We start from the raw sequence: 24,885 nt of genomic DNA on the forward strand, positions 1-24,885 counted from the left end.
CGACTTCTTCCGCTACTTCTTCGCGCGGATGACGCCGTTGTCGGGAGCGCTGACGTCGTACTCGACGACGACACCGGGGTTCCGGGCCGCGTGGTCCTTGACGAGGGCCGCGAGCAGGGCCGCCTTGGCGTCCGACTGCTCCGGGTTGCCCCAGACCACGCTCGACCCGTCCTTCAGGGTGAGCGTCACGTCGTCCGCGGTCGACGCCTTCACGCTCGTCACCTGCTGGCGCACCGTCGACGGGAGCGCGAGCACGACCTCGGTCATGGTGCGGAACACCGACGAGCCGAGCTTCGCGCTGCCGATGTCGGCGACGGGCATGTTCGCGGGCTGCGTGGGCGAGGACTGCACGACGATGCCGGCCGGGTCCACCAGGTCGAAGGACTTCCCCGACTGCACGGCCACGACCGGGGTGCGCTCGGTCACGGTCACCACGAGGGTGTGCGGCGGCGCCTCCTCGGTCACGTAGCTCTCGATCAGGGGGAAGCCGGCGATGTCCTTCTTGATGGCGTCGAAGTCGAGCCGGGCGAGCGGGGTGCCGATCTGGTCGGAGAGGGCCTGCCGGAGCTGGGTCTCGTCGACGCGGTTCGTGCCCTTGATCTCGATCGTCTGCAGGGCCATCAGCGGCGAGAACACCGCGACGAGGATCGACACGCCGAACACCAGGACGATGCTCGCGGCGGTGATCCAGGCGGCGCGGCGGTGCCTGCTGCGACGCGTGAAGCGGCGGACCTCGGCGCGTTCGAGCAGGCGACGGCGACGCTTGGCGACCCGGGCCTCTCGGGCGGTCTCGGCGGCCCGGACACCGGCGCCGATCGGGGTCTCGTGGGCGTCGGTGGCCGCGTCGCGGTGCTCGTCCGCGAGCAGGTCCGCCACGGTTGCGCCCGCCTGCGGACGTCGCGCCCCGTCACTGTCGGGCGCGATGTCCGCCGCGGGGCGCGATTCGGGGTGGTCCTCGTCGGGCGTGTACTCGCGCAGCCGGTCCTTGACGGTCGAGAACCCGGCGCCGATACCGGCACCGAGGCGGCGACCGGCGGCGCCGGCGAAGGCGCCCGCTCGGTCGCGGGTCGACGTGCCGGACTCCTCCGGGGCAGTGGACGCGACCGCTTCGTCGACCGTGTCCTGCGGGGCGGGGTCGGGCTGCGCTTCCCGGACGTCCTGCCGTGCGTCCCGGGACGGACGCCGCGGGATCAGCGGGGCACGGCGCTGCCGGGGCGCCTGGGCGTCACCGGCAGGTGCGTCCGGCTGCTCCGGACGCTCGTCGAACCCCTCCGGACGCTTCACCGGGACAGCGCGCTCTCGTCGTGCTGCAGGGCGCCGATGACCTGGGGGATGATCCGGTACACGTCGCCGCAGCTCAGCGTCATGATGATGTCGCCCTCGCGCGCCACGGCGGCGGCACGGGCGGCGGCCTCGTCCCAGTCGGGCAGGAACTCCACGCGGGACTGGTCCGCGAAGCGCTCCTGAACGAGGGCACCGGTCACACCGGGCTCCGGGTCCTCGCGTGCGCCGTAGACGTCGAGCACGACGGTGTGGTCGGCGAGCTCCTCGTAGACCTTCGCGAAGTCCCCGGCCATCAGGCGCGTGCGGGAGTACAGGTGCGGCTGGTGGATCGCGATGATCCGGCCGTCGCCGACGACGTTGCGGGCGGCCTTGAGCGCCGCGGCGACCTCGGTCGGGTGGTGGGCGTAGTCGTCGTACACGGACACGCCGCGCTCGACACCGTGCAGCTCGAAGCGCCGCTGGGTACCGCCGAAGGACTCGATGCCGCGGATCGCGTCCGCCGGGGCGACGCCGAGTCCGGTCAGCACCGCGAACGCGCCGACGGCGTTGATCGCGTTGTGGCGTCCGGGGACGCGGAGGGTCAGGTGGTGCGCCTCGCCGCCCGCGCGGAAGTCGACCTCGACGCCGGCGGACTCGGTGACGCCCTCGATCCGGACGTCCGCGTCGGCGGCCTCGCCGAAGGTGACGACCTCGGGGGCGTCCTCCCGCTGGCGGACACCGGCGGTGACGGCCTTCGCGCCCGCGTCGTCGCTCGAGATGACGACCCGCTCGGAGGCCTTCGCGGCGAACTCGACGAAGGCCTCGATGAAGGCCTCCTCGCTGCCGTAGTGGTCGAGGTGGTCGGCGTCGACGTTCGTGACGAGCGCGACCGCGACGTCGTAGAGCAGGAACGAGCCGTCGGACTCGTCGGCCTCGACGACGAACAGGTCGCTCGACCCCGGTGCCGAGCTCGTGCCGAGCGACTGGATGACCCCGCCGTTGACGAAGCTCGGGTCGAGGCCGAGTTCGACCAGGGCGGTGACGATCATGCCGGTCGAGGTGGTCTTGCCGTGAGCGCCCGCGACCGCGACCAGGCGGTGCTCGGCGATCAGCGCGGCGAGGGCCTGCGAGCGGTGCAGGACGGGGATGCCGCGGCGCTGTGCCTCGAGGAGCTCGGGGTTGTCCGGCCAGAGCGCGCTCGTGACGACGAGGGTGTCCGCGTCGCCGACGTTCGCGGCGTCGTGGCCGATGTGCACCTCGGCGCCGAGGTCGCGCATCGTGCCGGTGGTGGCGGTCTCGCGGGAGTCACTGCCCGTCACGCGGTGGCCGGCGGCGAGGAACAGCCGGGCGATGCCACTCATGCCGGAGCCGCCGATGCCGACGAAGTGCACCGTGCCGAGGTCGTCCGGGATCGGCTGCGTCAGGTCCGGCTTGATGGTCATCGTTCCTCCGTGGTGCTGTCGTCCTGCGCGGTTGGCGCGTCCTGCGAGTCCTTCGCGGCGGGCGCGTCCTTCGCGCCCCGTGCGCGCTTCGCCGCGTCGAGGACGAGGTCGGTCATCCGGTCGGCGCCGTCGCGGTGCCCGACGCTGCCGGCGCGCACCGTCATGTCCGCGATCCGGGCCCGGTCCTGCAGGATGTTCAGGAGCTGGAACGTCACCCAGTCCTCGTCGAATTCCGCGTCGGCGACCAGGACCGCTCCCCCGGCGTCGACGACGTCCTTCGCGTTGTGGCGCTGCTCGCCGTTGCCGACAGGGTACGGCACCAGGACGCTCGGCAGCCCGACGGCGGTGAGCTCGCAGACCATGCCGGCTCCCGCACGGGAGACCACGAAGTCGCTCGCCGCGTACGCCAGATCCATCCGGTCGCAGTACGGCAGCACGTGGTAGCCGTCGAGGTCGCTCGGGCCGATGTCCGAGTTGCCGCCGACGACGTGCAGGACCTGCCAGCCCGCGCCGACGATCGTCGCCGCCGCCTTGTTCACCGTGCGGTTGATGCTCCGAGCGCCCGAGGACCCGCCGGTGACGAGCAGGACCGGACGGTCGGCGTCCAGCCCGAACTCGGCGAGGCCCTCGGCGCGGCTGGCACGGCGGTCGAGCGACTCGATCTCGCGGCGGAGCGGCATGCCGACGAGCCGGCCGTGCCGGAGCCGGGTGTTCGAGAAGGTCAGGCCGACGTGCTCGGTGAGGAAGGCCGCCAGGCGGTTCGCCAGGCCGGGCTTCGCGTTCTGCTCGTGCACGACGATCGGGGTGCCCGTGCGCCTGGCCGCGATGTAGGCCGGGGCGGCCGCGTAGCCACCGACGCCGAGGACGACCTCGACGTCGTGCTCGCGGATGATCTGCTCGGTGCGCTTGACCGCGCCCCAGAACCGCTTCGGGAAGCGGAGCGCGGCTGCGTTCGGCTTGCGCGGGAACGGCAGGCGCGGGATGGTCAGCAGCTCGTAGCCGCGCATCGGGACGAGCCGGGACTCGAGCCCCTCCGCGGTGCCGAGGACGATGACCTCGGCGTCCGCTTCGCGCTCGGTCAACCGGTCGGCGACCGCGAGCAGCGGGTTGACGTGGCCGGCGGTGCCGCCGCCGGCGAAGAGGTACTTGCTCACCGGAGTGTTCCGTTCAGGGTGCTGCGGCCGGTCGGGCCGTCGAGGGGGTCACGGCCGGTCGGGCCGTTCTTGCCGGGGAGGTCGCGCGCGAACGACAGCACGACGCCGATGGCGACGAGCGTCATGATCAGCGCCGACCCACCGGCCGAGATGAGTGGGAGGGGCACTCCGAGGACGGGCAGCAGGCCGAGGACCACGGCGATGTTCACGAGCGCCTGGCCGATGATCCAGGCGAGGATGCCGCCCGTGACGGTCTTCACGAACGGGTCCTTCGACTGCCGGATGACCTTGATCATGCTCACGGCGAGCACCACGAAGAGCGCGAGGACGACGACGGCGCCGATGAGCCCGAGTTCCTCGCCGATGATCGCGAAGATGTAGTCGTTGTCCGCCTCGGGCAGCCAGGACCACTTCGCCTTCGAGTTGCCGAGCCCGACGCCGAACACGCCGCCGGACGCGAGCGCCCACATGCCGTGCACGGGCTGCCAGCACAGGTCGGCGTACTGGTTCGAGTCCGTGCAGCCGGAGAGCCAGGCGCTGATGCGGACCTGGCGGGACGCCGACGCCATCGTGACGAACGGCAGCAGCACGGCCATCGCGACCACGCCGACGAGCAGGTGCTTCGCTCGGGCCCCGCCGACGTAGAGCGCGCCGAGCACGAGGATGAGCATGATCATCGCCGTGCCCTGGTCGCCACCGAGGATCACCAGCCCGAGGGACAGGAGCGAGGCGATCCCGACCGGGATGAAGACCTCTTTCCAGTCGTCGAGCTTGTCCCGCTTGACGTACATGATCGCGCCGATGCCGAGCACCAGTCCGAGCTTGACGACCTCGGACGGCTGCGCGGTGAACGAGCCGATGCCGATCCAGTTCCGGTTGCCCTGCACGTCGATGCCGAGCGGCGTGTACACGAGCAGCTGGAGTGCGAGGGCCGCGCCGAGCAGCCGCATCGCCCACTTCCGCCAGAGCCGCGCGGGCACCCGGCTGACGATGAGCATGAGGGGCACGCCGAGGACGGCGTACAGGCCCTGACGGGACGCCGCGCCGAAGAAGTCGTGCGTCGCGGCGTACTGCTCGACGCTCGACGACGACAGCACCATGACGACGCCGAAGACGACGAGGAAGAGCGTCACGCCGAGGATCGTGTAGAAGGTGCTCGACTCGGCGACGAAGACGTTCTTGACGGCGACGACGGCGCGGTTCGTGGTGCGGGTGGGCGCGGCTCCCGTGCCCGTGCCCGACGTCGTCCGAGCGCCCCGGTCGTGGCCGTTACGCCCCTGCGGAAGATCCGTCGTCGCCATCGGCGTTGCCTCCCAGGTGCTCGTGGACCGCGGCCGCGAAGCGCTCGCCCCGGTCCGCGTAGGAGCCGAACTGGTCGAACGACGCCGCGGCGGGGGCGAGGAGGACCGTGTCGCCCGGCCTCGCGACCGATGCGGCATGCCGGACCGCCTCGGGCATGACCTGATCAGTGTCCGCTGCTTCGACCTGCAGGACGGGCACCCCGGGCGCGTGTCGCGCGAATGCCTCGAGCACGGGGCCGCGGTCGGTGCCGATCACCACGACGGCACGGACGTCCGGACCGAACCGCTCAACGAGCCCGTCGACGTCGACGCCCTTGAACAGGCCCCCGACGATCCAGACGACCGTGTCGAAGGACGCGAGCGACGCCGTGGCCGCGTGCGGGTTCGTCGCCTTCGAGTCGTCGACCCAGGTGATGCCCTCGGCGGTGGCGACGAGCTCGGTGCGGTGGTGGTCCGCACGGAAGCCCTGCACGGCCGACCGGATCGCGCTCGGCTGCACGGCGGCGGCACGGGCGAGCGCTGCGGCGGCGAGGACGTTCATCGTCATGTGCGGGCTGGCGAGACCGGCCTGCTCGAGGTCGGCGACGGTCGCGAGCTCGAGTGCGCTGCTCTGCCGGTTCTCGGCGAAGGCGCGGTCGCACAGGACGTCCTCGACCACCCCGACGTCGCCGGGCGCGGGGATGCCCGGGCCGAAGCCCACCGCACGGCAGCCCTCGACGACGTCGGCTTCCTCGACCATGTGCCGGGTGACCTCGTCGGTCGTGTTGTAGACGCACGCCATCACGGTGCGCTCGTAGACCTTGGCCTTCGCGGCGCGGTATGCCTCGGCGGAGCCGTGCCACTCGAGGTGGTCGTCGGCGATGTTCAGGCACGCACTGGCGAGGGGCACCACGGCGCCGTCGCCGGACGTCGGCATGTAGTGCAGCTGGTGGCTCGAGAGTTCCACGACGAGGACGTCGAAGCCGTCCGGGTCGCGGACGACGTCGAGCACGGGCACGCCGATGTTGCCGCAGGACACCGCACGGAGTCCCCCGGCCTCGAACATCGCGGTGGTGAGCTGCGTCGTGGTCGTCTTGCCGTTCGTGCCGGTGATCGTCACCCACGGGGCGGCGACCGGGCCGCGGACGACCTTGTCGCGCACGCGCCAGGCGAGCTCGATGTCACCCCAGACGGTGCTGTTCGCGACGGACCACTGCACGGTGGCGTTGTGCGGCGGTAGGCCGGGCGACACGACGACGACGTCCGGCGCCTGCGTCTGGAGCGCGACGGGCACGGAGTCCAGCGGCGTCTGCACGAACTGCGCACCGATCACGTCGAGCAGCTCGACGCTGTCCGACGGGGCGTCGGTCGAGTAGACCGTCACCGCGCTGCCGAGCTCCACGAGGGTGTCGGCGACTGAGAACCCGGTGGCGCCGAGGCCGAGGACCGCGACGTTCAGGCCCTTCCAGCCCTCGGCGTACCAGCTGTCGAGACCTTCCAGGCGGGCGTCAACCAACTCGTGCGATCCATTCCAGGTAGAAGAGTCCGACACCCGCGGCGACGCAGAGTCCCGCGATGATCCAGAACCGGACGACGACCGTCACCTCGGCCCACCCCTTCAGCTCGAAGTGGTGGTGGAGGGGACTCATCCGGAAGATCCGCTTGCCGTGGGTGATCTTGAAGTACGCCCGCTGCAGGATGACCGAGCCGGTGACGATGAAGAACAGGCCGCCGATGAGGACGAGCAGGAGCTCGGTGCGGCTGAGGATCGCCAGGCCGGCGAGGGCACCGCCGAGGCCGAGCGAGCCGGTGTCGCCGAGGAAGATCTGCGCCGGTGAGGTGTTGTACCAGAGGAAGCCGATCAGGCCACCGCAGACCGCCGCCGCGACGACCGCGAGGTCGAGCGGGTTCGTCACCGTGTAGCAGGCGTGCTCGGTGCTGGCGTCGAGACGCGCGCCGCCGCAGATCTGGTTCGACTGCCAGAACCCGATGATCACGTACGACCCGATCGCCAGGATGCTCGACCCGGTGGCGAGGCCGTCGAGGCCGTCCGCCACGTTGACGCCGTTCGACGTCGAGACCGTCAGCAGGACGATCCAGGCCAGGAACAGGATGGTGCCGATCACGGTGCCGAGCGCCATGAAGTCGAGCCACGGGATGTCCCGGATCGCCGACACCATGGTCGACGCCGGCGGCTTGCCGTTCGCGGTCGGGACGACGAGCGCCACTGTCGCGAAGATCACGCCGACGATCACCTGCCCGAGCACCTTCGCCCAGCCGCCGAGCCCGAGGCTCCGCTGGCGCCGGACCTTGAGGAAGTCGTCGATGAAGCCGACGAACCCGAGGCCGACCATCAGGAACAGCACGAGCAGCCCGGACAGCGTGATCGAGTCACGGCCGACCAGGTGCCCGACGAAGTAGCCGAGCACCGCACCGATGATGAGGACGATGCCGCCCATCGTCGCCGTGCCGCGCTTCGTGTGGTGCGACTGCGGGCCGTCGTCGCGGATGAACTGTCCCCAGCCGAGGCGGTGGAACAGCTTGATGAACAGCGGCGTGAGCAGCAGTGTGAACACCAGCGACACGGCGCCGGCGATCAGGAGGGCGATCATTCGGTGACACCTCCGAGGCGGTCGCCGAGGAATCGCAGTTCGGCGGACTTCGAGGACTTGACGAGGACCACGTCGCCGGGGCGGAGCATGTCCTGCACGGAGTGGACGGCGTCGTCGACGTCCTCGATGAACACGGACTCGCCGTCCCACGATCCCTCGAGGGTGGCGGCCTGGTGGATCGGCAGGGCGGCGCGGCCGACGACCACGAGCTGCCCGATGCCGAGACGGACGACGAGCCGGCCGATGCGGTCGTGCTCCTCCGTCGAGAACTCCCCGAGCTCGGCCATCTCGCCGAGCACGGCGACGGTCCGCTCCCCCGGGCGCACGATCTGCGCGAGGGTGCGCAGTGCTGCCGCGGTGGAGTCGGGGGAAGCGTTGTACGCGTCGTTGATGATCGTGACGCCCTCCGGGCCGCCCTGGAGGAGCTCCATGCGCCAGCGCTCGGCGCGCGTCATCGACGCGAGCGCCGCTGCGCCGGTGGCGAGGGGGACGCCCCACAGGTGGGCCACCGTGAGCGCGGCGGACGCGTTCATGGCGTGGTGCTCACCCAGGATCGCGAGGCGGACGTCGACGGTCTCGGGAAGGTGATCCGTGCCTCTCCCCACCGGCACGGCCGGCTCGCCGCTGGCGCGTCGATCCGGAACCGGCGGCGTGGGCCCCGGCCGGGTCGCGTCCGTCGGACGGTCGCCTTCCTGGCTGACGGGAGGCGCGGTGAGGGTGAAGCGGGTGCCGCTGCGGTCCGTCTCGATGCCGGTGATGCGGTAGTCGGCGTCCGCCGACGTGCCGAAGCCGACCACCCGGGCGGCCGTCAGGTCGCGCATCGACGCGACGCGGTCGTCGTCCACGTTCAGGAGCGCCGTCGCTGTGGCCGGCAGGTCGGTGACCATCTCCGACTTCGCGCGCTGCGTCGCCTCGATGCCACCGAACTCGCCGGCGTGCGCGAGGCCCACCTTGAGGACGACCCCGGTGTCGGGCTCGGCGATCGAGACGAGCTTGGCGATGTGGCCGACGCCGCTCGCCCCCATCTCGACGACCAGGTAGCGGGTGTCGTGCGTGATCCGCAGCATCGAGATCGGCGCGCCGACGTGGTTGTTGAACGACCCCTGGGGCGCGACGGTCTCGCCGTGCTGCTCGAGGATCGTGCGGAGCATGTTCTTCGTGCTCGTCTTGCCGTTCGAGCCGGTGATGCCGACGACCTTGAGTGCTCCGCCGGCGCGGACACGGGAGACGACCTCGTGCGCGAGCGCGGCGAGGGCCTCGTAGCCGTCGCCGACGACGATCTGGGCGGTCCGTGCGTCGTCCGGCAGGTCGACGGCGCGTTCGGTGATCACGAGCGCGGCGCCCGCCTGCACGGCGTTCGGCACGAAGCGGTGTCCGTCGGTCTCCTCGCCGAGCAGCGCGAAGAACACGCTGCCCTCGCCCACGAGGCGCGAGTCGGTCTCCACCGAGCCGTCCACGACGCGCTCCGGCGCGCCGCTGAGGAGCTCGCCGCCGATCGCGGTGGCGATCTCGGCGAGGGTCAGGGCGATCATCGGGTGCCTTCGGTGCGGGTGTGGTCGGCCGGACCGGAGTTCGGCTCCCAACCGGCCTCGCGCAGGGCCTGGCGGGCCTCGTCGCGTGCCGAGTAGGGCGTGCGGACACCCTGGATGTCGCGGTAGTCCTGGTGGCCGGGGCCGGCCCAGAGGATCGAGTCGCCCTCGCCGAGCAGGCCGACGGCCGTGCGGATCGCGGCCTCGGGCGGGCTGACCTCGTGGATCTCGTGCTCCGGGAACGCGGCGCGTGCGGCGTCGACCAGGGTCTTCCGGATGGATGCGGCGTCCTCGAAGCGGGGGTGGTGGTCCGTGACGACGAGGATGTCGGATCCGGCTGCGGCGATGCGGGCCATGTCGGCACGCTTCGTCTTGTCGCGGTCGCCGTCGGCGCCGAACAGCATGAGCACCTTGCCGGACGTGAACTGCCGGACGGCCGCGAGGGTGTTCTCGAACGCGTCGGGGCTGTGCCCGAAGTCGACGTAGACGCTCGGGCCGTGGTCGCCCGAGACACGCTCGGTGCGGCCGGGCAGGTAGCACTCGATGGCGCTCGTCCGCTCGTCGCGCTGCTCGCGCTCGTCCTCGTCCGGGTAGCGGCGGTGGTTCGTCTCGAGCGCGTGCGCGATGGCGCCCAGCTCGAAACCGCCCTCGACGAGCATGACGATCGCCAGCGCGGCGTTCGCGGCCATGTGCCAGCCGATGAGGGGCACACGGGTGGTGAGCTCGCGACCCTCGGGCCCGGTCAGGCGGAACTCGGTGTACGCGGCGTGGGCCTCGACGATGTCGACGTGCCACTCGGCCTCGACGTCGGGGTGGACCGTGATGGTCGTGACCGGGATGCGGGAGTCCTGCACCACGCGGTGGCCCCAGTCGGTGTCCAGCGAGACGACGCCGCGGCGGGCGTGCTCGGGCTGGAACAGCGGGAGCTTCGCCTGGTAGTACTCCTCCATGTCGGCGTAGTCGTCGAGGTGGTCGTGCGACAGGTTCGTGAACGCCGCGACGTCGAAGACGATGCCGTCCACCCGGTGGCGGCTGAGGGCCTGCGCGCTCACCTCGACGGCGACCGCGCGCACCTCGCTCTCGCGCATCCGGGCGAGGAGCGCGTGCATCTCGCTGGCCTCGGGCGTGGTCAGGCGGCTCGTGACGCTGAGCGTGCCGATGTGGCGCTCCGCCGTCGAGCTGAGGCCGGTGACGAGGCCGAGCTGCTTGAGGATCCCCTCGAGGATGTACGACGTGCTCGTCTTGCCGTTCGTGCCGGTGACGGCGAACAGCTGCGGCAGGTCGGTCGCCTCGTCCGGGTGGGTGCGGTAGACCCACGCCGAGACGTCACCCAGCGCCGCACGGGGGTCGTCGACGACGAGCACGGGCAGACCGGCGGCCTGGGCGTGCTCCACACCGGCGTCGTCGGTGAGGACGGCGACCGCGCCGCGCTCGGCGGCCTCGGCCGAGAACTCCGCGCCGTGCCGGTTCGCACCGTGCACGCCGACGAAGAGGTCACCCGGCTGCACCTCGGCGGCGCTCAGGGTGACACCGGTCGTCTCGACGGCGTCGACCGAGCCGACGACTCGCAGACCGAACGCGTTCGCGAGTTCGGCCACGGCCCTCGGGGTCGGGTGTTCGGGTCGGAGGACCGGGGGGATCCGTGCGGACAAGTGCTCCTTCTTCCTCACCACGTGGTCGGGTAGGTCTTCGCCGGCGTCGTGGAGGGGGCTACTCGGTACTTCTCGAGCACCTGGGACATGAGAGTTCGGAACGCCGGAGCCGCTCCGCTGGACCACTTGTTGGCCTGCGGCTTCGTGAACGTCACCGTGACAACATACTGGGGGTCCTCTGCGGGTGCCATTCCGGCCACCGAGGTGATGCGCTGTCCGCCGTAGCCCTTCGACCCCTCGGCGACCTCGGCGGTGCCCGTCTTCGCGGCGATGTTGTAGCCGGAGATCGGCTTCATCCCCACGAGCGTGCCGCCCGTGACCACGCTCTGCAGCATGTCGGTGACCTGGGTCGCGGCGTTCGCGGACACCACGCGCGTCGGCTGCACGTCGGGCGCGTCGATCGTCTTGCCGTCGGCCGTCTCGCAGCCCTTCACGAAGTGCAGCGGGATCCGGACACCGTCGTTGGCGATGGTCTGGAAGATGCTCGCGACCTGGACCGCGGTCGTCGAGATGCCCTGTCCGAACATCGAGTTGATGTTCGTCTGCTGGTCCCAGTTCGGGCTCGTGCCGTAGTCCATCGACGGCTGGCCCGGGTAGTCGATCGCGGACTCGGGCTGGAACAGGCCGAACTTCTTCATGTAGTCGTACCGCTGCTGGGCGGTGAGGCGCTCCCCGAGCTCGGTGATGCCGACGTTCGACGAGTTCTGCAGGATGCCCGTCAGGGTGAGGTTCTCGGTCGCGTGGAACTCGGAGTCGTGGATCGACCCGCCCCACGGGAACGACCGCGAGTACGGGACGACCGCCTGGTCGGTCGGACTCGACTTGCCCTGGTCGATGAGCGCCGCCGCGATCGCCGCCTTGATCGTCGATCCCGGTTCGTAGGACGCGGTCAGCGCCCGTGAACCGAACGCCCCCTTGTCCGTGGTGGCGTCGACGTCGTTCGGGTCCACCGTCGGGTAGTCGGCGACCGCGAGGAGCTCACCCGTCTTCACGCTCGTGACCGTCGCCGTGGCGGACTCCGCCTGCAGCGACTTCGCGGCGGACGCGATCGTCTGCTGCGCCATGTACTGCAGGTCGCTGTCGATGGTGGTCTCGAGCGTGCCGCCGTCCTTGGCTTCCTTCGTCGTCACGGTGCTGCCGGGGAGCTGGACGCCGTCCTCACCGCGCTCGTACGTCTCGGAGCCGTTCGCGCCCGCCAGGCACTGGTTGTACGCGTACTCCAGGCCGGCCTGGGCGCCGTCGGTGCCCATGAACCCGGTGATGTTGCCCGTGGTCGCGCCCGTCGGGTAGGTCCGCGCGGACTGCTGCTCCGGGTACAGCCACGGGATGCCCAGTGCCCGGACCGCCTCGTAGTGCTTCACGTCGAGGCCCTTGACCAGGTACGCGAAGTCGGACTTCGGGTTCGCCGCGATGTTCTTCTGCATCGTGGCGACGTCCCCGCCCGAGGCCTTCGCCAGGGCCTTCAGCGCCGTGTCGACGGTGACGTCCTTGACGCGGGACCCGCCGAGCTTGCCCTCGAACTTCTTCACGAGGCGCGGGGCGGTGGTGATGTTGTACCGGGTCACGCTGTCGGCGAGTTCGGTCCCGTTGCGGTCGACGATCGAACCCCGGGTGCCGTAGATGGTCACCGGGATGCTGCGCTTCGCCTTCGACTGCTCGTTCAGCTCGGCGGCCTGGACCACCTGGATGTCCACCAGGCGGACCACGAAGACCGCCACGAGGGCGATCACGGCGATCATCACGACGCTGTAGCGCAGTCGTCGGTTGCGGATCGTCTTCGTCACGCGGTGCGGTCCTTCCCGGGTGGTGCGTCAGGGTGTCCCGAGCCCGCAGGTCACCGGGTGGAGGGTGCCTGGAGCTGGTTCGGGTCGGACTCTACGTCGGTGGTCGAGGAAGCCCCGCCCGACGCGCTGGCGCCTGCGGTCTTCCCAGCGTCGTCGGTCGTGTCGGCCTTCGAGTCGGTCGTCGTGCCCGTCGTGGCGCCTGCCGTCGCGTCGCTGCCCGTGGTCGAGCCGCTCTCCTTGCTCGTCGACGTGTCGCCCTGCTTGGCCGCCAGGGGGACGTCGTCCAGGAGCGAGTTCGGCACCTGGTTCGAGGTCGCTGCCGTGGCCTGGTCGGCGACCGCCGGGGTCGGCGTGCCGTACACCCGGCCGGTCTTCGGGTCGAGGTACACCGGCGTCGAGTTCGCGATCATGCCGAGGGCCTGCGCGTTGCGAGCGAGGTTCTGCGGGGAGTCGAGCACACGGAGGTCCTCGGACAGCGACTGCTGCGTGCGGGACAGGTTCGTCTGCTCGGCGCTCAGCGAGTTGAGCGTGTACGCGCCCTGGCTGAGCACCATGCTGATGCCGAGCTGCGCCAGGAGCAGGATGCCGAGCGCGGCCACCGCCACGACGGCGTAGGCGATGCGGGGGCGCGCGCGGCGCTGGGCCTTCGACGGCGTGACCTCGACGAGCTCCGGCCGGTCACGACGGGCCGGGCGCGGGGCACGGGACGGGACGACGGCGGGGTCGACGAGTGCGAGGTTCGTGCTCATGTCACTTCCGGATCCGCTCGGCCGCGCGCAGGCGCACGGGGGTTGCTCGTGGGTTGGCGGCGCGTTCGGCCTCGTCGGCCAGTTCCGCGCCCTTGACGATCAGGGAGAAGGTGGGGGCGTGCTCGGGGAGCTCGACGGGCAGGCCGGCGGGAGCGCTGGACTTCGTCCGCTCCACCAGGGCCCGCTTGACGATGCGGTCCTCGAGCGACTGGTAGGACTCGACGACGATCCGACCGCCCACCGCGATCGAGTCCAGTGCTGCCGGGATCGCCCGCTCGAGGACGCTCAGCTCCGCGTTGACCTCGATGCGCAGCGCCTGGAAGACGCGCTTGGCGGGGTGTCCCTGCCGCTGGATCGCCACCGGGGTCGCGTCGTGGAGGACCTGCACCAGGTCGCCGGACATCTCGAACGGCGCCGTGGCTCGACGCTCGACGATCGCCCGGGCGTACCGGCCCGCGAGCTTCTCCTCGCCGTAGCGCTGGAAGATGCGGCGCAGCTCGCCCTCGTCGTAGGTGGCCAGGACTTCGGCGGCGGTCTGCCCCTCGGTCCGGTCCATCCGCATGTCGAGCGGGGCGTCCTGGCTGTAGGCGAAGCCGCGCTCGGCCCGGTCGAGCTGCAGCGAGCTGACGCCGAGGTCGAACAGCACGCCGTCGACGCTCGTGAAGCCCTCGCCCTCGATCGCCTCGACGATGCCGTCGTACACGGTGTGCACCAGGCGGACACGGTCACCGAACCGGGCGAGGCGCTCCCCCGCGATGCCGAGCGCGTCGGTGTCGCGGTCGAGGCCGATGAGCGTCAGGTCCGGGAACCGCTCGAGCAGCCCCTCGGAGTGGCCACCCATGCCGAGCGTCGCGTCGACCACGACCTTGCCGGGCCCCTCGAGGGTCGGCGTGAAGAGGCCGACGATGCGCTCGAGCATCACCGGGGTGTGCGGGAACTTCGGCGTCCCGGTGTCGTTGCTGTCGTTCTCGGCCATGTGCAGCCCCTCGGCTCCTGGGCCGCGGGTCCGGATCCCCATCCATGCGACCTGACATCGGGGAAGTGATGTCAGGGCTCCACGGCTGGGAGTCCCGATCCACGGATCAGAAGATCCCCGGGATCACCTCCTCGTCGTTGTCGGCGAAGCCCTCTTCGACCTCGGCGTAGTAGGCCTCCCACGCGGGGGTCGACCAGATCTCGGCACGGTCACCGCTGCCGATGACCGTCAGGTCCCGCTCGAGCCCCGCGTACTCGCGGAGGTTCTGCGGGATGGTGACGCGGTTCTGCTTGTCGGGCTGCTCTGCGCTGGCTCCGGAGAGGAACAGGCGCATGTAGTCCCGGGTGCGCTTCGACGTCATCGGGGCGGTGCGGATGCGCTCGTGCAGTTGCTCAAACGTGTCCGCGCTGAAGACGACGACGCAGCGCTCCTGCCCGCGGGTCATCACGAGACCCCCGGACAGTTCGTCCCGGAACTTGGCGGGGAGGATCACGCGACCCTTCTCGTCGAGCTTCGGGGCATGGGTACCGAGCAGCACGTCGGGCCTCCCCTCCGCTCCACCGGACCGTTGTGTGCACCACTTTACTCCACTGCCCTCCCCCTGCCCAGGAATTCGCTCCCCGAATCGCCCCCGTGACCCGAATTGGGGTCGAGATCCGCTCGACTGTCGAGTCCGGCCGCCCGGATTCCCGCGGAACGACGGGCTGGTGGAGCGCGGCGGAGGGCGTGGAGGAAAGTGGAGGACTTTCGCAGCCTCCGCAGCCACAACCCGGCGCGGCGGCGCGGCGGCGCCGCCCCGAGGTCGCACGACATGCCGCGCGCACGACGTCGAGGTCGCACGACGCGCCGTCCCGCGGGCGCGGGGACGGCATGTTGCGCGACCTCACGGGGGTGGGGTCGGGGCCTCCGGGACGGGAGGCGCGGGGCGGCGCCGACCCGCGCCTCCAGACCGATGGTGGGTTGCGTCGCACCGTGCCGGGACGCCTCGCACGGCCGCTCACCCGAGCTCGCCAGCGGCCGAGCGGCCGGACGACCCTCGCCGGCGGACCCGCACCTCCCGGCCGTCGGCCGGTGGCGCGCCCTGGTCGCACGACATGCCGCGCGCACGTCGCGCCGGTCGCACGAACTGCCGCATCACGCTGGATCAGACGACACTTCTCGCGACCTCGAGACGGTCAGCGCCACCACCCCGGCCGACCAACCCGCCGACCAACCCACCCCCGGACACACGAAACGGGGCCGGCCCCGAAGGACCGACCCCGTGGAGGAGTGTGGAGAGCCGCTAGCTCTGGTCGTTCCGCTTGTCCCAGCGGTCGTTCATCCGGTCCATGAAGGAACCGTTGCCGCCCTGGCTGGGGCGCGATGCTCCGCCCGTCGTCGGCTTGCCGGCCCGAGGCGCCTTCGCCTTGGGGGCTCGCATGCCGGGACGCAACGCGAAGAGGACACCGGCGAGCATCACGACGAAGCCGAGGATGCCGATGAGCGGCTGGCGCATGACCAACCCGACGATGACGATCGCGACGCCGGCGAGTGCTCCGAGCACCCCGAGCGTGATCGACGTGTACGTCGGACGACCCTGGCGGCGCGTGACACGCGCCACGAAGTCGGAGTCGTTCTGGTAGAGACTCCGCTCCATCTCTTCGAGGAGTCGCTGCTCTTGCTCCGAGAGTGGCATCTGTGTTCCCTCTGTTCCTGGGATCGACGCGTGGTTGAGGTGGACCGAGTCTACGACTCGACCGCTCCACTAGGGTAGGGAGTGTGGCTGAGAGTACGCGATTAGTGGACCTCGTGTCGGCGCGCATCGATCGAGCGCTGGACGACCAACGTGAACGGCTCGCCGCGATCAGTCCGGACCTCGCTCCGTTCGACGCGTACGCCCGCGACCTGCTGTCCGGCGGCAAGCGGTTCCGCGCGCTGTTCTGCTACTGGGGGTGGCAGTCGGTGGCCGGACGATCCGGTTCGTTCGACCCACTCGCCGAGGGGTCCCGCCAGACCACGGCGGAGGCGATCGTCACGGTCGCGGCGGCCCTCGAGATCTTCCACGCGGCAGCGCTCGTGCACGACGACATCATGGACCGCTCGGACACCCGTCGCGGGCGTCCGGCAGCGCACCGTCGGTTCGAGTCCCTGCACGAGGAATCCGGCTGGGTCGGTGACCGCGGGTTGTACGGCACGAATTCGGCGCTGCTGCTCGGCGACCTCCTGCTCTCCCTGAGCGACGCGGTGTTCGACGAGGGCCTCGCGCTCCTCGAACCCGCTCGCGGACGGATCGTCCGGCAGGAGTTCCACACCATGCGCCTCGACGTCACCGCGGGGCAGTACCTCGACGTGCACGAGGAGACCGCCTGGCCGACGATCGACGAGGCCGAGCACCTCGTCCGGGCCCAGCGCGTCATCGTCTTCAAGTCGGCGAAGTACTCGGTCGAGGCACCCCTGCTCATCGGCGCCCTCGTGGCCGGTGCGACCGAGGCCCAGCTCGAGGGGCTCCGCGCGTTCGGCCTCCCCCTCGGCGTCGCCTACCAGCTCCGCGACGACATGCTCGGCGTCTTCGGCGACCCCGAGGTCACGGGCAAGCCCGCGGGCGACGACCTGCGCGAGGGCAAGCGCACCGTCCTCATCGCCTCGGCGCGGAAGACGCTCGCGAACGGTCCCCGCCAGCTCCTCGACGAGTTGCTCGGCGACCCTGACCTCGACGAAGCGCAGGTGCAGATGCTCCGCGCGACCCTGACCGAGTCGGGTGCGGTCGCCGCGGTCGAGCGGTCGATCGACCGCCACGTGCAGCGCGCGAAGGCCGCCATCGAGGCGGCGCCGCTGACGCCGTCGGCGCGCGAGCAGCTCGTGTCGCTGGCCGACACGGTCAGCCGTCGCGTCGCGTAGACGCAACCGGGAAACGGATTGGAGGCGCGGTGCCAGCTGGCACCGCGCCTCCAGTCCGTCTGTTGGGGACGTCTAGAGCAGCGACTGGGCGATGCGACGCACCTCGGCCTTGCGACCGGCGCGCAGCGCGGCGATCGGCGAGGTGCCGATGATGTCGTCGACGGTGAGCATCCAGCGCACGGCCTCGTCGTCGGTGAACCCGTTGTCGCTGAGGACGGTGAGGGTGCCGCGCAGCTCGGGCAGGGGCTCGCGGTCCTCGATGAACTCGCTCGGCACACGGAGGACGCCGCCGACGCGGGCCGCCAGCAGGGTCTTCTCCTCGAACAGGCGGTGGATCCGGCCGGGGCTCGTGCTGAAGAGGTCCACCAGCTCGGGGACGGTCAGCCAGCGCTCGGAGAGGGTCAGGTCGTCGACGGGTGCAGCACTCACGTGCCCCATGTTGCCAGAGGCGCAGGAGACCGCACACCGTCACGTTCGTCACACTCGTCACACACGCAACATCCGACTCTCTGGTTGACTTGGGAATCACGCCATGCCAGCGTTGAGCCACCTGTGAGTGCGCACGCGCGCGCACGGCTCACCGCAAGGACAGGAGAAACCCGTGGTCAACGCTGCAGACGAAGACGCCCGGCGCGCACGATCCGCCAGGTTCGCCACCATGCCCATCGTCCTCGCGGGGACGATCGCGGTCACCGCCGGTCTCACCGGGCCGGTCGCGCACGCCGAACCGCGCCACGAGGACGACAGCGCCAACAAGCGGCACGTCGACCAGGACCGCAACGTCGGGGACCGTCCGGTCTTCGGTACCGCCGTCGCCCGTCCGTCGCAGACCACGGTCACCACCGTCGCTGCCGTGTCGGCTGCGCCCACCACCTACACCGTCCGTCAGGGCGACACCGTGTCGGGCATCGCCGCCCGCTACGGCCTCTCCGCGCAGGAGGTGCTCGTGCGCAACGGCCTCGGCTGGAACACGATCATCCACCCCGGACAGACGCTGCACCTCGCCTCGACGCCCGCCGTGACGACCGCGTCGGCCAGCAACGGGTCGTCGGCCTCGGGCAGCTACCACGTCAAGCAGGGCGACACCGTGTCGGGCATCGCGTCCCGGGTCGGCGTGTCGACCACCGCGCTCCTCAGCGCGAACAAGCTGTCCCAGCGCTCGGTGATCTACCCCGGGCAGACACTGCGCGTGCCGTCGGCCGGGGCTGCGGTGGCCGCGCCGGTCGCGACTGCAACTCCTTCCGTCGCCTCGGGCTCGTCCGCGCGCGCCGGCAGCGTGAAGATCGGCACGGGCGACACCATCGCCTCGATCGCCTCGGCCCACGGGGTGACGGTGTCGGCACTCCTCTCGGCGAACGGCCTCACGTACACGAGCACGATCTACGCCGGCAAGACGCTCGTCCTGCCGTCGTCCGGCCCGTCCCTCTCCGCCGAGCAGCGGGGGAACGCGGCGACGATCGTCTCCGTCGGCCGCTCGCTCGGGGTCTCCGACCACGGCATCGTCATCGCCCTGGCCGCGGCGATGCAGGAGTCGAGTCTCCGCAACCTGTCGCACGGCGACCGCGACTCGGTCGGCCTGTTCCAGCAGCGGCCGAGCCAGGGCTGGGGGGCCGCCGCGGTGCTGCAGGACCCGGCGACGGCCGCGAAGCTGTTCTTCACCGGGAACCCCGGCCACACCCGCGGGCTGCTCGACATCGCCGGGTGGTCCTCCATGAACGTCACCACGGCGGCGCAGGCCGTGCAGGTGTCGGCGTACCCGAAGGCGTACGCACAGTGGGAGAAGACCGCGCAGAGCCTGCTGGCGTCGCTCTGAGCCTGGCCGCCCGGCGCGTGGGTCCGGCCGCCCGGCGCGCTTGCCCGCGCCTGGCCGCCCGGCGAACCCGAGTCATCCGCAAGATCGAGATTCGGTCACGACCGGTGCGTCAGTGCGGGTCCGTGCAGTCCCGATTCGTAGAATGCCGCCGATGACCACCAACGCCGCCACGGATCCGATGATCGGTCGCATGATCGATCACCGGTACCGCGTACGCTCCCGCATCGCGCGCGGGGGCATGGCGACCGTGTACCTCGCGACCGACGTCCGCCTCGAGCGACGCGTCGCGATCAAGATCATGCACGGGCACCTGGCGGACGACCAGGCGTTCCGCGAGCGCTTCATCCAAGAGGCCCGTTCCGCCGCCCGGCTGTCTCACCCGAACCTCGTCGGCGTGTACGACCAGGGCGCCGAGGACGACACCGCGTACATCGTCATGGAGTACATCCCGGGCATCACGCTCCGGGACCTCCTGCAGGAGCACCACGCCCTGACGCCCGAGCAGGCGACCGACATCCTCCGTGCGGTCCTCGCCGGTCTCGCCTCGGCCCACCGCGCCGGCATCGTGCACCGCGACCTCAAGCCCGAGAACGTCCTGCTCGCCGACGACGGCCGGATCAAGCTCGGCGACTTCGGGCTCGCGCGGGCGACGACCGCGAACACCGCCACCGGTGCAGCCCTGCTCGGCACGATCGCGTACCTCTCCCCCGAGCTCGTGACCCGCGGAGCCGCAGACTCCCGCAGCGACATCTACGCGCTCGGCATCATGCTCTACGAGATGCTCACCGGCGAGCAGCCCTACAAGGGCGAGCAGCCGATGCAGATCGCGTACCAACACGCGAACGACTCCGTGCCCGCGCCGAGTGCCGCCGTCGAGGGTGTGCCGCCGGAGCTCGACGACCTCGTCGCCTGGGCCACCGCGCGGAACCCCGACGACCGACCGAGCGACGCCCGCGAGATGCTCGACCACATGTCGGGCAACCAGCAGCGCGCGACGGGGCAGTACCGCACCGCCGTGCTGCGCCCCGAGAACGCGACCGCCATCCTGCCGGCCGGCAGCGCCTCGCCGTCGTCGGCGGACTCCGGCGACGCCACGACGATCCTCGATCCCGCCGGTGCCACCGGCGGGCAACGGCCCCCCGCACGCGGCGGCCGGAACACCCCCGGACCGCGCCGCACGGGGTCGCAGCCCGGAGCGCTCTCCCCCGCCGGTCAGCGCCTCGCCGACAAGTCCGCCAAGCGCCGGAAGCGCGGCTGGATCGTCCTGGTCGTCGTCCTCGTGCTCATGGCCATCGGCGGGTCGATCGGCTGGGCGCTCGGCCCCGGACCGTGGGGCAACGTCCGCATCCCCGAGGTCGCCGGCAAGTCCGTGTCCCAGGCGCGCCAGCTGCTCGAGGCACAGGGCCTCCACACGGCATCGACGACCGCCACCCGGTTCGACGCCGTCGTCGCGAAGGGCCAGGTCTCCACGACGAAGCCCGCCGCGAAGCGCGAGGTCCGCAAGGGCACCGCGATCCAGATCGTCGTGTCGAACGGCCCGAAGATGATCGCCCTGCCGGCCATCGTCGGCCAGCCGATCTCCACCGTCACCGCCGCACTCGACGACGACTTCCAGCTGCAGGACGACCAGTACCAGTTCTCCGCCGACGCCGCGAAGGACACCGTCATCGCGGCCACCGGCCTCGGCACCGACGGCGCGACCATCGACCTCTCGAAGACGGAGACCTACGGCGAACGCGGCCCCGTCACCCTCACGGTCTCGCTCGGCCCGGTCCCCGACGTCGTCGGCGGGACCGTGGACGAGGCGACCGCCGCGTTCGACGCGGTCGGCCTCACCATCGGCGCGCAGGAGGGCCAGTTCAGCGACGACGTGCCCGAGGGGCAGATCATCTCCGCGAAGGCGCAGGACGACCCCGCGGTCAAGGGCACGGCGGTCGACCTCGTCGTCTCGAAGGGCCCCGCACCGATCTCGCTGCCCGACGTCCAGGGGAAGACGATCAACGACGCCACCTCGACGCTCGAGAACCTCGGGCTGAAGGTCTCGGTCCCCGACTGCACGAACATCCTGTGCGGCTTCTACGACTGGAAGGCCTCACTGCCCGTCGACTCCACGGACCCGGCGGCCGGCACCACCGTGCACCGCGGCGACACGATCACGCTGGCCTACAAGCAGTAGGCGCGGCGCCGCGCCGCCGCCGGCTCGCGCCGGCTGCGCGAGACTCGCGGTGGGCGACGGTTCTCGCGGCCGCAGGCCCGAGAACCGTCGCCCAGGCCGAGTCTCGTGGCCGATCAGCCGAGACTCGGCACGCGGACGACGACGCGCGACGGGACGGACGGGAGGGACGGACGGGAGGCACGGTGCCAGCTGGCACCGTGCCTCCCGTCCGGTGGTGCGGAGCCGAGTCTCGGGTGAGGCGACAGTTCTCGTACCGCGTGACACGAGAACTGTCGCTGTGCGCGAATCCCGCGCCCAGCGACAGCGGCCCCGCCGCAGCGCGGCGCGCTACGCGCGCACGTGCGGGTGGGCGCTGAGCTCCTCGGCGACGAGGAACGCGAGCTCGAGCGACTGCATGTGGTTCAGCCGCGGGTCGCACAGGGACTCGTAGCGGGTTGCGAGGGTGGCCTCGTCGATCTGCTCCGAACCGCCCAGGCACTCCGTGACGTCGTCGCCGGTGAGCTCGACGTGCATGCCACCCGGGTAGGTGCCGACCTCGCGGTGGGCCTCGAAGAAGCCGAGGACCTCGTCCACGACGTCGTCGAAGCGGCGCGTCTTGTAGCCGGTCGGCGTGGTCAGGCCGTTGCCGTGCATCGGGTCGGTGACCCACAGCGGGTTGGCGTCCATGCCCTTGATCGCCTCGAGCAGCTTGGGCAGCTCGTCGCGGATCTTGCCGGCGCCCATGCGCGTGATGAACGTCAGGCGACCGGGCTCGCGGTTCGGGTCGAGCTTGTCGACCAGGGCCTTCATGTCGTCGACGCTCGTGGTCGGGCCGAGCTTCACGCCGATCGGGTTCCGCACACGTGACAGGAAGTCCACGTGCGCGCCGTCGAGGTCACGGGTGCGCTCACCGATCCAGATGAAGTGGCCGGAGGTGTCGTAGGCCAGACCGGAGCGCGAGTCGATGCGGGTCATCGGGCGCTCGTAGTCCATGAGCAGCCCCTCGTGCGACGCGTAGAACTCGACGTGCTTCAGCTCGTCGAAGTCGGCACCGCAGGCGTCCATGAACCGGATCGCGCGGTCGATCTCCTTCGCGAGGTGCTCGTACCGGGCGTTCGCCGGGTTCGACGCGAAGCCCTTGTTCCACGAGTGCACCTGGCGCAGGTCGGCGAAGCCCCCCTGCGTGAAGGCACGGACGAGGTTCAGGGTCGACGCGGCCGTGTGGTAGCCCTGCACGAGGCGACGGGGATCGGCCTGGCGGCTCTCCGGCGTGAAGTCGTAGCCGTTCACGATGTCGCCTCGGTAGGCGGGCAGCGTGACGTCGCCGCGGGTCTCGAAGTCGCTGGAGCGCGGCTTGGCGAACTGCCCGGCCATGCGCCCCATCTTGATGACGGGCATCGAGGCGCCGTACGTCAGCACGACGGCCATCTGCAGGATCGTCTTCACGCGGTCGCGGATCGAGTCCGCGGTGGCGCCGGCGAAGGTCTCGGCGCAGTCGCCGCCCTGCAGCAGGAACGCCTTGCCCTGCGCAGCGGAGGCGAGGCGCTCACGGAGCTTGTCGACCTCGCCCGCGAAGACGAGCGGGGGCAGCGTGGCGATCTCGGCCGACGCGGCCTCGGCAGCTGCGGCGTCGGGCCATGTGGGCTGCTGCTTGATGCGGAGCGTCCGCCAGTAGTCGAGGCCCTCGATGACGTCCGGATCCTGCAGGGCGACGAAGTCGGTCGACTCGAACAAGGGTGGTACCTCGGTGTTCTCGAAGGGGTGACGCTCCACCGGTCGGCGGGGCCTTCGAATCCTAACGTGCCGAGGCGTCCCGACCATTCCGCGTGACCTTGCCCCGGAGGACCTGCTCGCGCGCGGTGCTCGCCCGCTCCTTGACACTCGTCGCGTAGACGTCGTCGTACTCCTGGCGGCTCAGGCCGGCGAGTGCGTGCATGACCTCGTCGGTGACGCTGCGGAGGATGAAGCGGTCGGTCTCGAAGCCCTCGAACCGGGAGAAGTCGAGCGGCTTGCCGAACACGACGCCGACGCGCTTGAACTTCGGGATCCGCTGCCCGATCTGCTGGACCTCGCGCGTGCCGACCATGGCGACGGGGACGACGGTGACCCGGCCCTCGAGGATCATCCGGGCGATGCCGGTGCGGCCGCGGTAGAGCTTGCCGTCCGGGCTGCGGGTGCCCTCGGGGTAGATGCCGAGCTGTTCGCCGCGCGCCAGGACCTGCAGCCCCGCACGGAGCGAGGCCTCGGACGCCTTGCCGCCGGAGCGGTCGATCGGGAGCTGGCCGATGGCGTTGAAGAACGTCTTCGTCAGCCAGCCCTTGAGTCCGCGCCCGGTGAAGTAGTCGCTCTTCGCCAGGAACGACACGCGCCGGTCGAGCACGGCCGGCAGGATCACCGAGTCGATGAACGAGATGTGGTTCGAGGCGAAGATCACCGGCCCCTTGGCCGGAACGTTCTCACGACCGACGACCCACGGCCGGAAGAGGGTGAGGATGAGCGGACCGAGCAGGAAGTTCTTCAGCAGCCAGTAGGTCATCGTCGACTCCGTCAGGCAGTGCGGGCGTGGATCCGGGCGAGGTCGGCTGCGCCCACGACACCGGCGTCGTTGACGAGCTCGGCGATCACGAAGTCCGGCTCCGGGTGGTACCCGCGGGCCGGGAGGTTGTTGAGGTACGCCTGCTTGATCGGGTCGAGCAGCCGGTCCCCCGCGCTCGCGACACCGCCGCCGAAGACGAACAGCTGCGGGTCGAGCACGGCGGACAGCGAGGCGCAGGCCTCGCCGAGGTGCCGACCGAGCCGCCGCAGGGCCGCGAGGGCACCGGGGTCGTCGGCCAGGATCAGGTCGCCGACGATGTGCCCGTCGAGCTCGCCGCCGTTCGCCTCGCGCGCCTCGGCCAGTGCCTGCCCGATGCCGCCGGCGTCCGCGACGTCGTTCGCCATGCGCTGGAGGGCACGACCGGAGCCGTACTGCTCGATGCATCCGCGCGCGCCGCACCCGCAGGGCAGCCCGTTCGGCACGATGCGGAGGTGGCCGATCTCGCCGCCGGTGCCGAAGCCCCCGCGGAACAGTCGGTCCTCGGTCACGATCGCGCCACCGACACCGGTGCCGATCGTGAGCATGGTCATGTCGGACACGAGCCGGCCGGCACCGAAGCGGAACTCCGCCCAGCCCGCCGCGTTGGCGTCGTTGTCGACCGTGATGTGCAGGTCGCCGATGCGCTGCTGCAGCTTCTGGCGCAGCGGCTCGTTCCGCCAGCGGATGTTCGGCGTGTAGTAGACGATCGACTGCGATGCGTCGATGAAACCAGGGGCGGCGACGCCGACCGCGCTGACCTCGTTCGCGGCGCGCAGTCGCGAGACCATCGCGACGACGTCGTCCAGCATGGCGTCCGGGTCCGCAGCGTTGGTGGCCACCCGGTCCTCGGCGACGATCTCGCCCAGTTCCGTGACGACCGCACCCGCGATCTTGGTGCCCCCGATGTCGATTCCGATGGCGTGCACGAGGGTCGAGCCTACCGGTTCCGTGCGTCCACACGGAACGCACGCCACCGCGCCCTATGCTGGCGGTGTCGCCTCGAGGATGAGGCGCACTCGAATCG

20 protein-coding genes are annotated in these 24,885 nt (G+C 71.0%); 3 read left to right on the forward strand and 17 right to left on the reverse strand.

Features of this window, described 5'->3' with window-relative positions; genetic code table 11:
* Positions 1-12 precede the first annotated feature (12 nt).
* From FS532_RS03835 to FS532_RS03895, 13 genes are all read right to left on the reverse strand, one after another.
* Positions 13-1,284, reverse strand: coding sequence for an FtsQ-type POTRA domain-containing protein (locus tag FS532_RS03835; protein ID WP_144750416.1), 1,272 nt, complete (start codon positions 1,282-1,284; stop codon positions 13-15).
* On the reverse strand, positions 1,281-2,705 hold the full coding sequence (gene murC, locus FS532_RS03840; RefSeq protein WP_144750418.1) for a UDP-N-acetylmuramate--L-alanine ligase: 1,425 nt from the start codon (positions 2,703-2,705) through the stop codon (positions 1,281-1,283). The genes FS532_RS03835 and murC overlap by 4 nt, the downstream gene beginning before the upstream one ends.
* Positions 2,702-3,859, reverse strand: a complete 1,158-nt coding sequence (murG, locus tag FS532_RS03845; protein WP_144750420.1) for an undecaprenyldiphospho-muramoylpentapeptide beta-N-acetylglucosaminyltransferase — start codon at positions 3,857-3,859, stop codon at positions 2,702-2,704. The genes murC and murG overlap by 4 nt, the downstream gene beginning before the upstream one ends.
* Positions 3,856-5,160, reverse strand: coding sequence for a putative lipid II flippase FtsW (gene ftsW, locus FS532_RS03850; RefSeq protein WP_144750422.1), 1,305 nt, complete (start codon positions 5,158-5,160; stop codon positions 3,856-3,858). Before ftsW ends, murG begins: the two co-directional genes overlap by 4 nt.
* Positions 5,129-6,655: a UDP-N-acetylmuramoyl-L-alanine--D-glutamate ligase gene (gene murD / locus FS532_RS03855; RefSeq protein ID WP_144750424.1), complete on the reverse strand. Its 1,527-nt coding sequence runs from the start codon at positions 6,653-6,655 to the stop codon at positions 5,129-5,131. The genes ftsW and murD overlap by 32 nt, the downstream gene beginning before the upstream one ends.
* Positions 6,648-7,751: a phospho-N-acetylmuramoyl-pentapeptide-transferase gene (mraY, locus tag FS532_RS03860; RefSeq protein WP_079238834.1), complete on the reverse strand. Its 1,104-nt coding sequence runs from the start codon at positions 7,749-7,751 to the stop codon at positions 6,648-6,650. The genes murD and mraY overlap by 8 nt, the downstream gene beginning before the upstream one ends.
* Entirely contained in the window at positions 7,748-9,283 is a 1,536-nt protein-coding gene (locus FS532_RS03865) for a UDP-N-acetylmuramoyl-tripeptide--D-alanyl-D-alanine ligase (RefSeq protein WP_144750426.1), read from the reverse strand. The genes mraY and FS532_RS03865 overlap by 4 nt, the downstream gene beginning before the upstream one ends.
* Positions 9,280-10,932 (reverse strand): Mur ligase family protein, encoded by a 1,653-nt coding sequence (locus FS532_RS03870; RefSeq protein ID WP_144750428.1) that lies wholly within the window; start codon positions 10,930-10,932, stop codon positions 9,280-9,282. The genes FS532_RS03865 and FS532_RS03870 overlap by 4 nt, the downstream gene beginning before the upstream one ends.
* Positions 10,933-10,946: 14 nt before the next feature.
* The gene (locus FS532_RS03875; protein ID WP_260852540.1) at positions 10,947-12,716 is read right to left on the reverse strand and encodes a peptidoglycan D,D-transpeptidase FtsI family protein; all 1,770 of its coding nucleotides are present in this window, start codon (positions 12,714-12,716) and stop codon (positions 10,947-10,949) included.
* Positions 12,717-12,766: 50 nt separating this feature from the next.
* Complete coding sequence (locus tag FS532_RS03880; RefSeq protein WP_144750429.1) at positions 12,767-13,465, reverse strand: hypothetical protein; 699 nt, start codon at positions 13,463-13,465, stop codon at positions 12,767-12,769.
* Position 13,466: 1 nt separating this feature from the next.
* Positions 13,467-14,441 carry a 16S rRNA (cytosine(1402)-N(4))-methyltransferase RsmH gene (gene rsmH / locus FS532_RS03885; protein ID WP_144750431.1) on the reverse strand — a complete coding sequence of 325 codons (975 nt, stop codon included), beginning with the start codon at positions 14,439-14,441 and terminating at the stop codon, positions 13,467-13,469.
* 106 nt (positions 14,442-14,547) lie between these two features.
* The gene (mraZ, locus tag FS532_RS03890) at positions 14,548-14,979 is read right to left on the reverse strand and encodes a division/cell wall cluster transcriptional repressor MraZ (protein WP_022906684.1); all 432 of its coding nucleotides are present in this window, start codon (positions 14,977-14,979) and stop codon (positions 14,548-14,550) included.
* Positions 14,980-15,723: 744 nt separating this feature from the next.
* Positions 15,724-16,116 (reverse strand): DUF3040 domain-containing protein, encoded by a 393-nt coding sequence (locus FS532_RS03895; protein ID WP_144750433.1) that lies wholly within the window; start codon positions 16,114-16,116, stop codon positions 15,724-15,726.
* An 83-nt stretch (positions 16,117-16,199) separates the two neighbouring features.
* On the opposite strand from FS532_RS03895, the gene FS532_RS03900 reads away from it, so the two are divergent.
* Entirely contained in the window at positions 16,200-17,318 is a 1,119-nt protein-coding gene (locus FS532_RS03900) for a polyprenyl synthetase family protein (protein ID WP_144750434.1), read from the forward strand.
* A gap of 72 nt (positions 17,319-17,390) precedes the next feature.
* On the opposite strand, the gene FS532_RS03905 is transcribed toward FS532_RS03900, so the two are convergent.
* Entirely contained in the window at positions 17,391-17,747 is a 357-nt protein-coding gene (locus FS532_RS03905) for an Rv2175c family DNA-binding protein (protein WP_260852541.1), read from the reverse strand.
* 229 nt (positions 17,748-17,976) lie between these two features.
* On the opposite strand from FS532_RS03905, the gene FS532_RS03910 reads away from it, so the two are divergent.
* Together FS532_RS03910 and pknB are read left to right on the forward strand one after the other, a co-directional pair.
* Positions 17,977-19,131 (forward strand): LysM peptidoglycan-binding domain-containing protein, encoded by a 1,155-nt coding sequence (locus FS532_RS03910; protein ID WP_144750436.1) that lies wholly within the window; start codon positions 17,977-17,979, stop codon positions 19,129-19,131.
* A gap of 151 nt (positions 19,132-19,282) precedes the next feature.
* Complete coding sequence (pknB, locus tag FS532_RS03915) at positions 19,283-21,307, forward strand: Stk1 family PASTA domain-containing Ser/Thr kinase (protein ID WP_144750438.1); 2,025 nt, start codon at positions 19,283-19,285, stop codon at positions 21,305-21,307.
* A gap of 327 nt (positions 21,308-21,634) precedes the next feature.
* Here pknB and FS532_RS03920 read toward each other — a convergent pair whose 3' ends face one another.
* The 3 genes from FS532_RS03920 to FS532_RS03930 all read right to left on the reverse strand — a co-directional run bounded on the left by FS532_RS03920 (position 21,635) and on the right by FS532_RS03930 (position 24,787).
* Positions 21,635-23,020, reverse strand: a complete 1,386-nt coding sequence (locus FS532_RS03920) for a class II 3-deoxy-7-phosphoheptulonate synthase (RefSeq protein WP_144750440.1) — start codon at positions 23,018-23,020, stop codon at positions 21,635-21,637.
* Between the two features lie 61 nt (positions 23,021-23,081).
* Positions 23,082-23,822: a lysophospholipid acyltransferase family protein gene (locus tag FS532_RS03925; protein ID WP_144750442.1), complete on the reverse strand. Its 741-nt coding sequence runs from the start codon at positions 23,820-23,822 to the stop codon at positions 23,082-23,084.
* 11 nt (positions 23,823-23,833) lie between these two features.
* Positions 23,834-24,787, reverse strand: a complete 954-nt coding sequence (locus FS532_RS03930; protein ID WP_079238825.1) for an ROK family glucokinase — start codon at positions 24,785-24,787, stop codon at positions 23,834-23,836.
* Between the last annotated feature and the right edge of the window lie 98 nt (positions 24,788-24,885).

The sequence above is a fragment of the Curtobacterium pusillum genome (genome assembly GCF_007673235.1).
Taxonomy (GTDB): Bacteria; Actinomycetota; Actinomycetes; order Actinomycetales; family Microbacteriaceae; genus Curtobacterium; species Curtobacterium pusillum_C.

Excerpts from the sequence above, each read along its gene's own strand:
- murC (WP_144750418.1), bottom strand. The coding sequence starts at position 2,705 with ATGACCATCAAGCCGGACCTGACGCAGCCGATCCCGGACGACCTCGGC.
- ftsW (WP_144750422.1), bottom strand. The coding sequence starts at position 5,160 with ATGGCGACGACGGATCTTCCGCAGGGGCGTAACGGCCACGACCGGGGC.
- mraY (WP_079238834.1), bottom strand. The coding sequence starts at position 7,751 with ATGATCGCCCTCCTGATCGCCGGCGCCGTGTCGCTGGTGTTCACACTG.
- FS532_RS03865 (WP_144750426.1), bottom strand. The coding sequence starts at position 9,283 with ATGATCGCCCTGACCCTCGCCGAGATCGCCACCGCGATCGGCGGCGAG.
- FS532_RS03880 (WP_144750429.1), bottom strand. The coding sequence starts at position 13,465 with ATGAGCACGAACCTCGCACTCGTCGACCCCGCCGTCGTCCCGTCCCGT.
- rsmH (WP_144750431.1), bottom strand. The coding sequence starts at position 14,441 with ATGGCCGAGAACGACAGCAACGACACCGGGACGCCGAAGTTCCCGCAC.
- FS532_RS03895 (WP_144750433.1), bottom strand. The coding sequence starts at position 16,116 with ATGCCACTCTCGGAGCAAGAGCAGCGACTCCTCGAAGAGATGGAGCGG.
- FS532_RS03910 (WP_144750436.1), top strand. The coding sequence starts at position 17,977 with ATGCCCATCGTCCTCGCGGGGACGATCGCGGTCACCGCCGGTCTCACC.
- pknB (WP_144750438.1), top strand. The coding sequence starts at position 19,283 with ATGACCACCAACGCCGCCACGGATCCGATGATCGGTCGCATGATCGAT.
- FS532_RS03925 (WP_144750442.1), bottom strand. The coding sequence starts at position 23,822 with ATGACCTACTGGCTGCTGAAGAACTTCCTGCTCGGTCCGCTCATCCTC.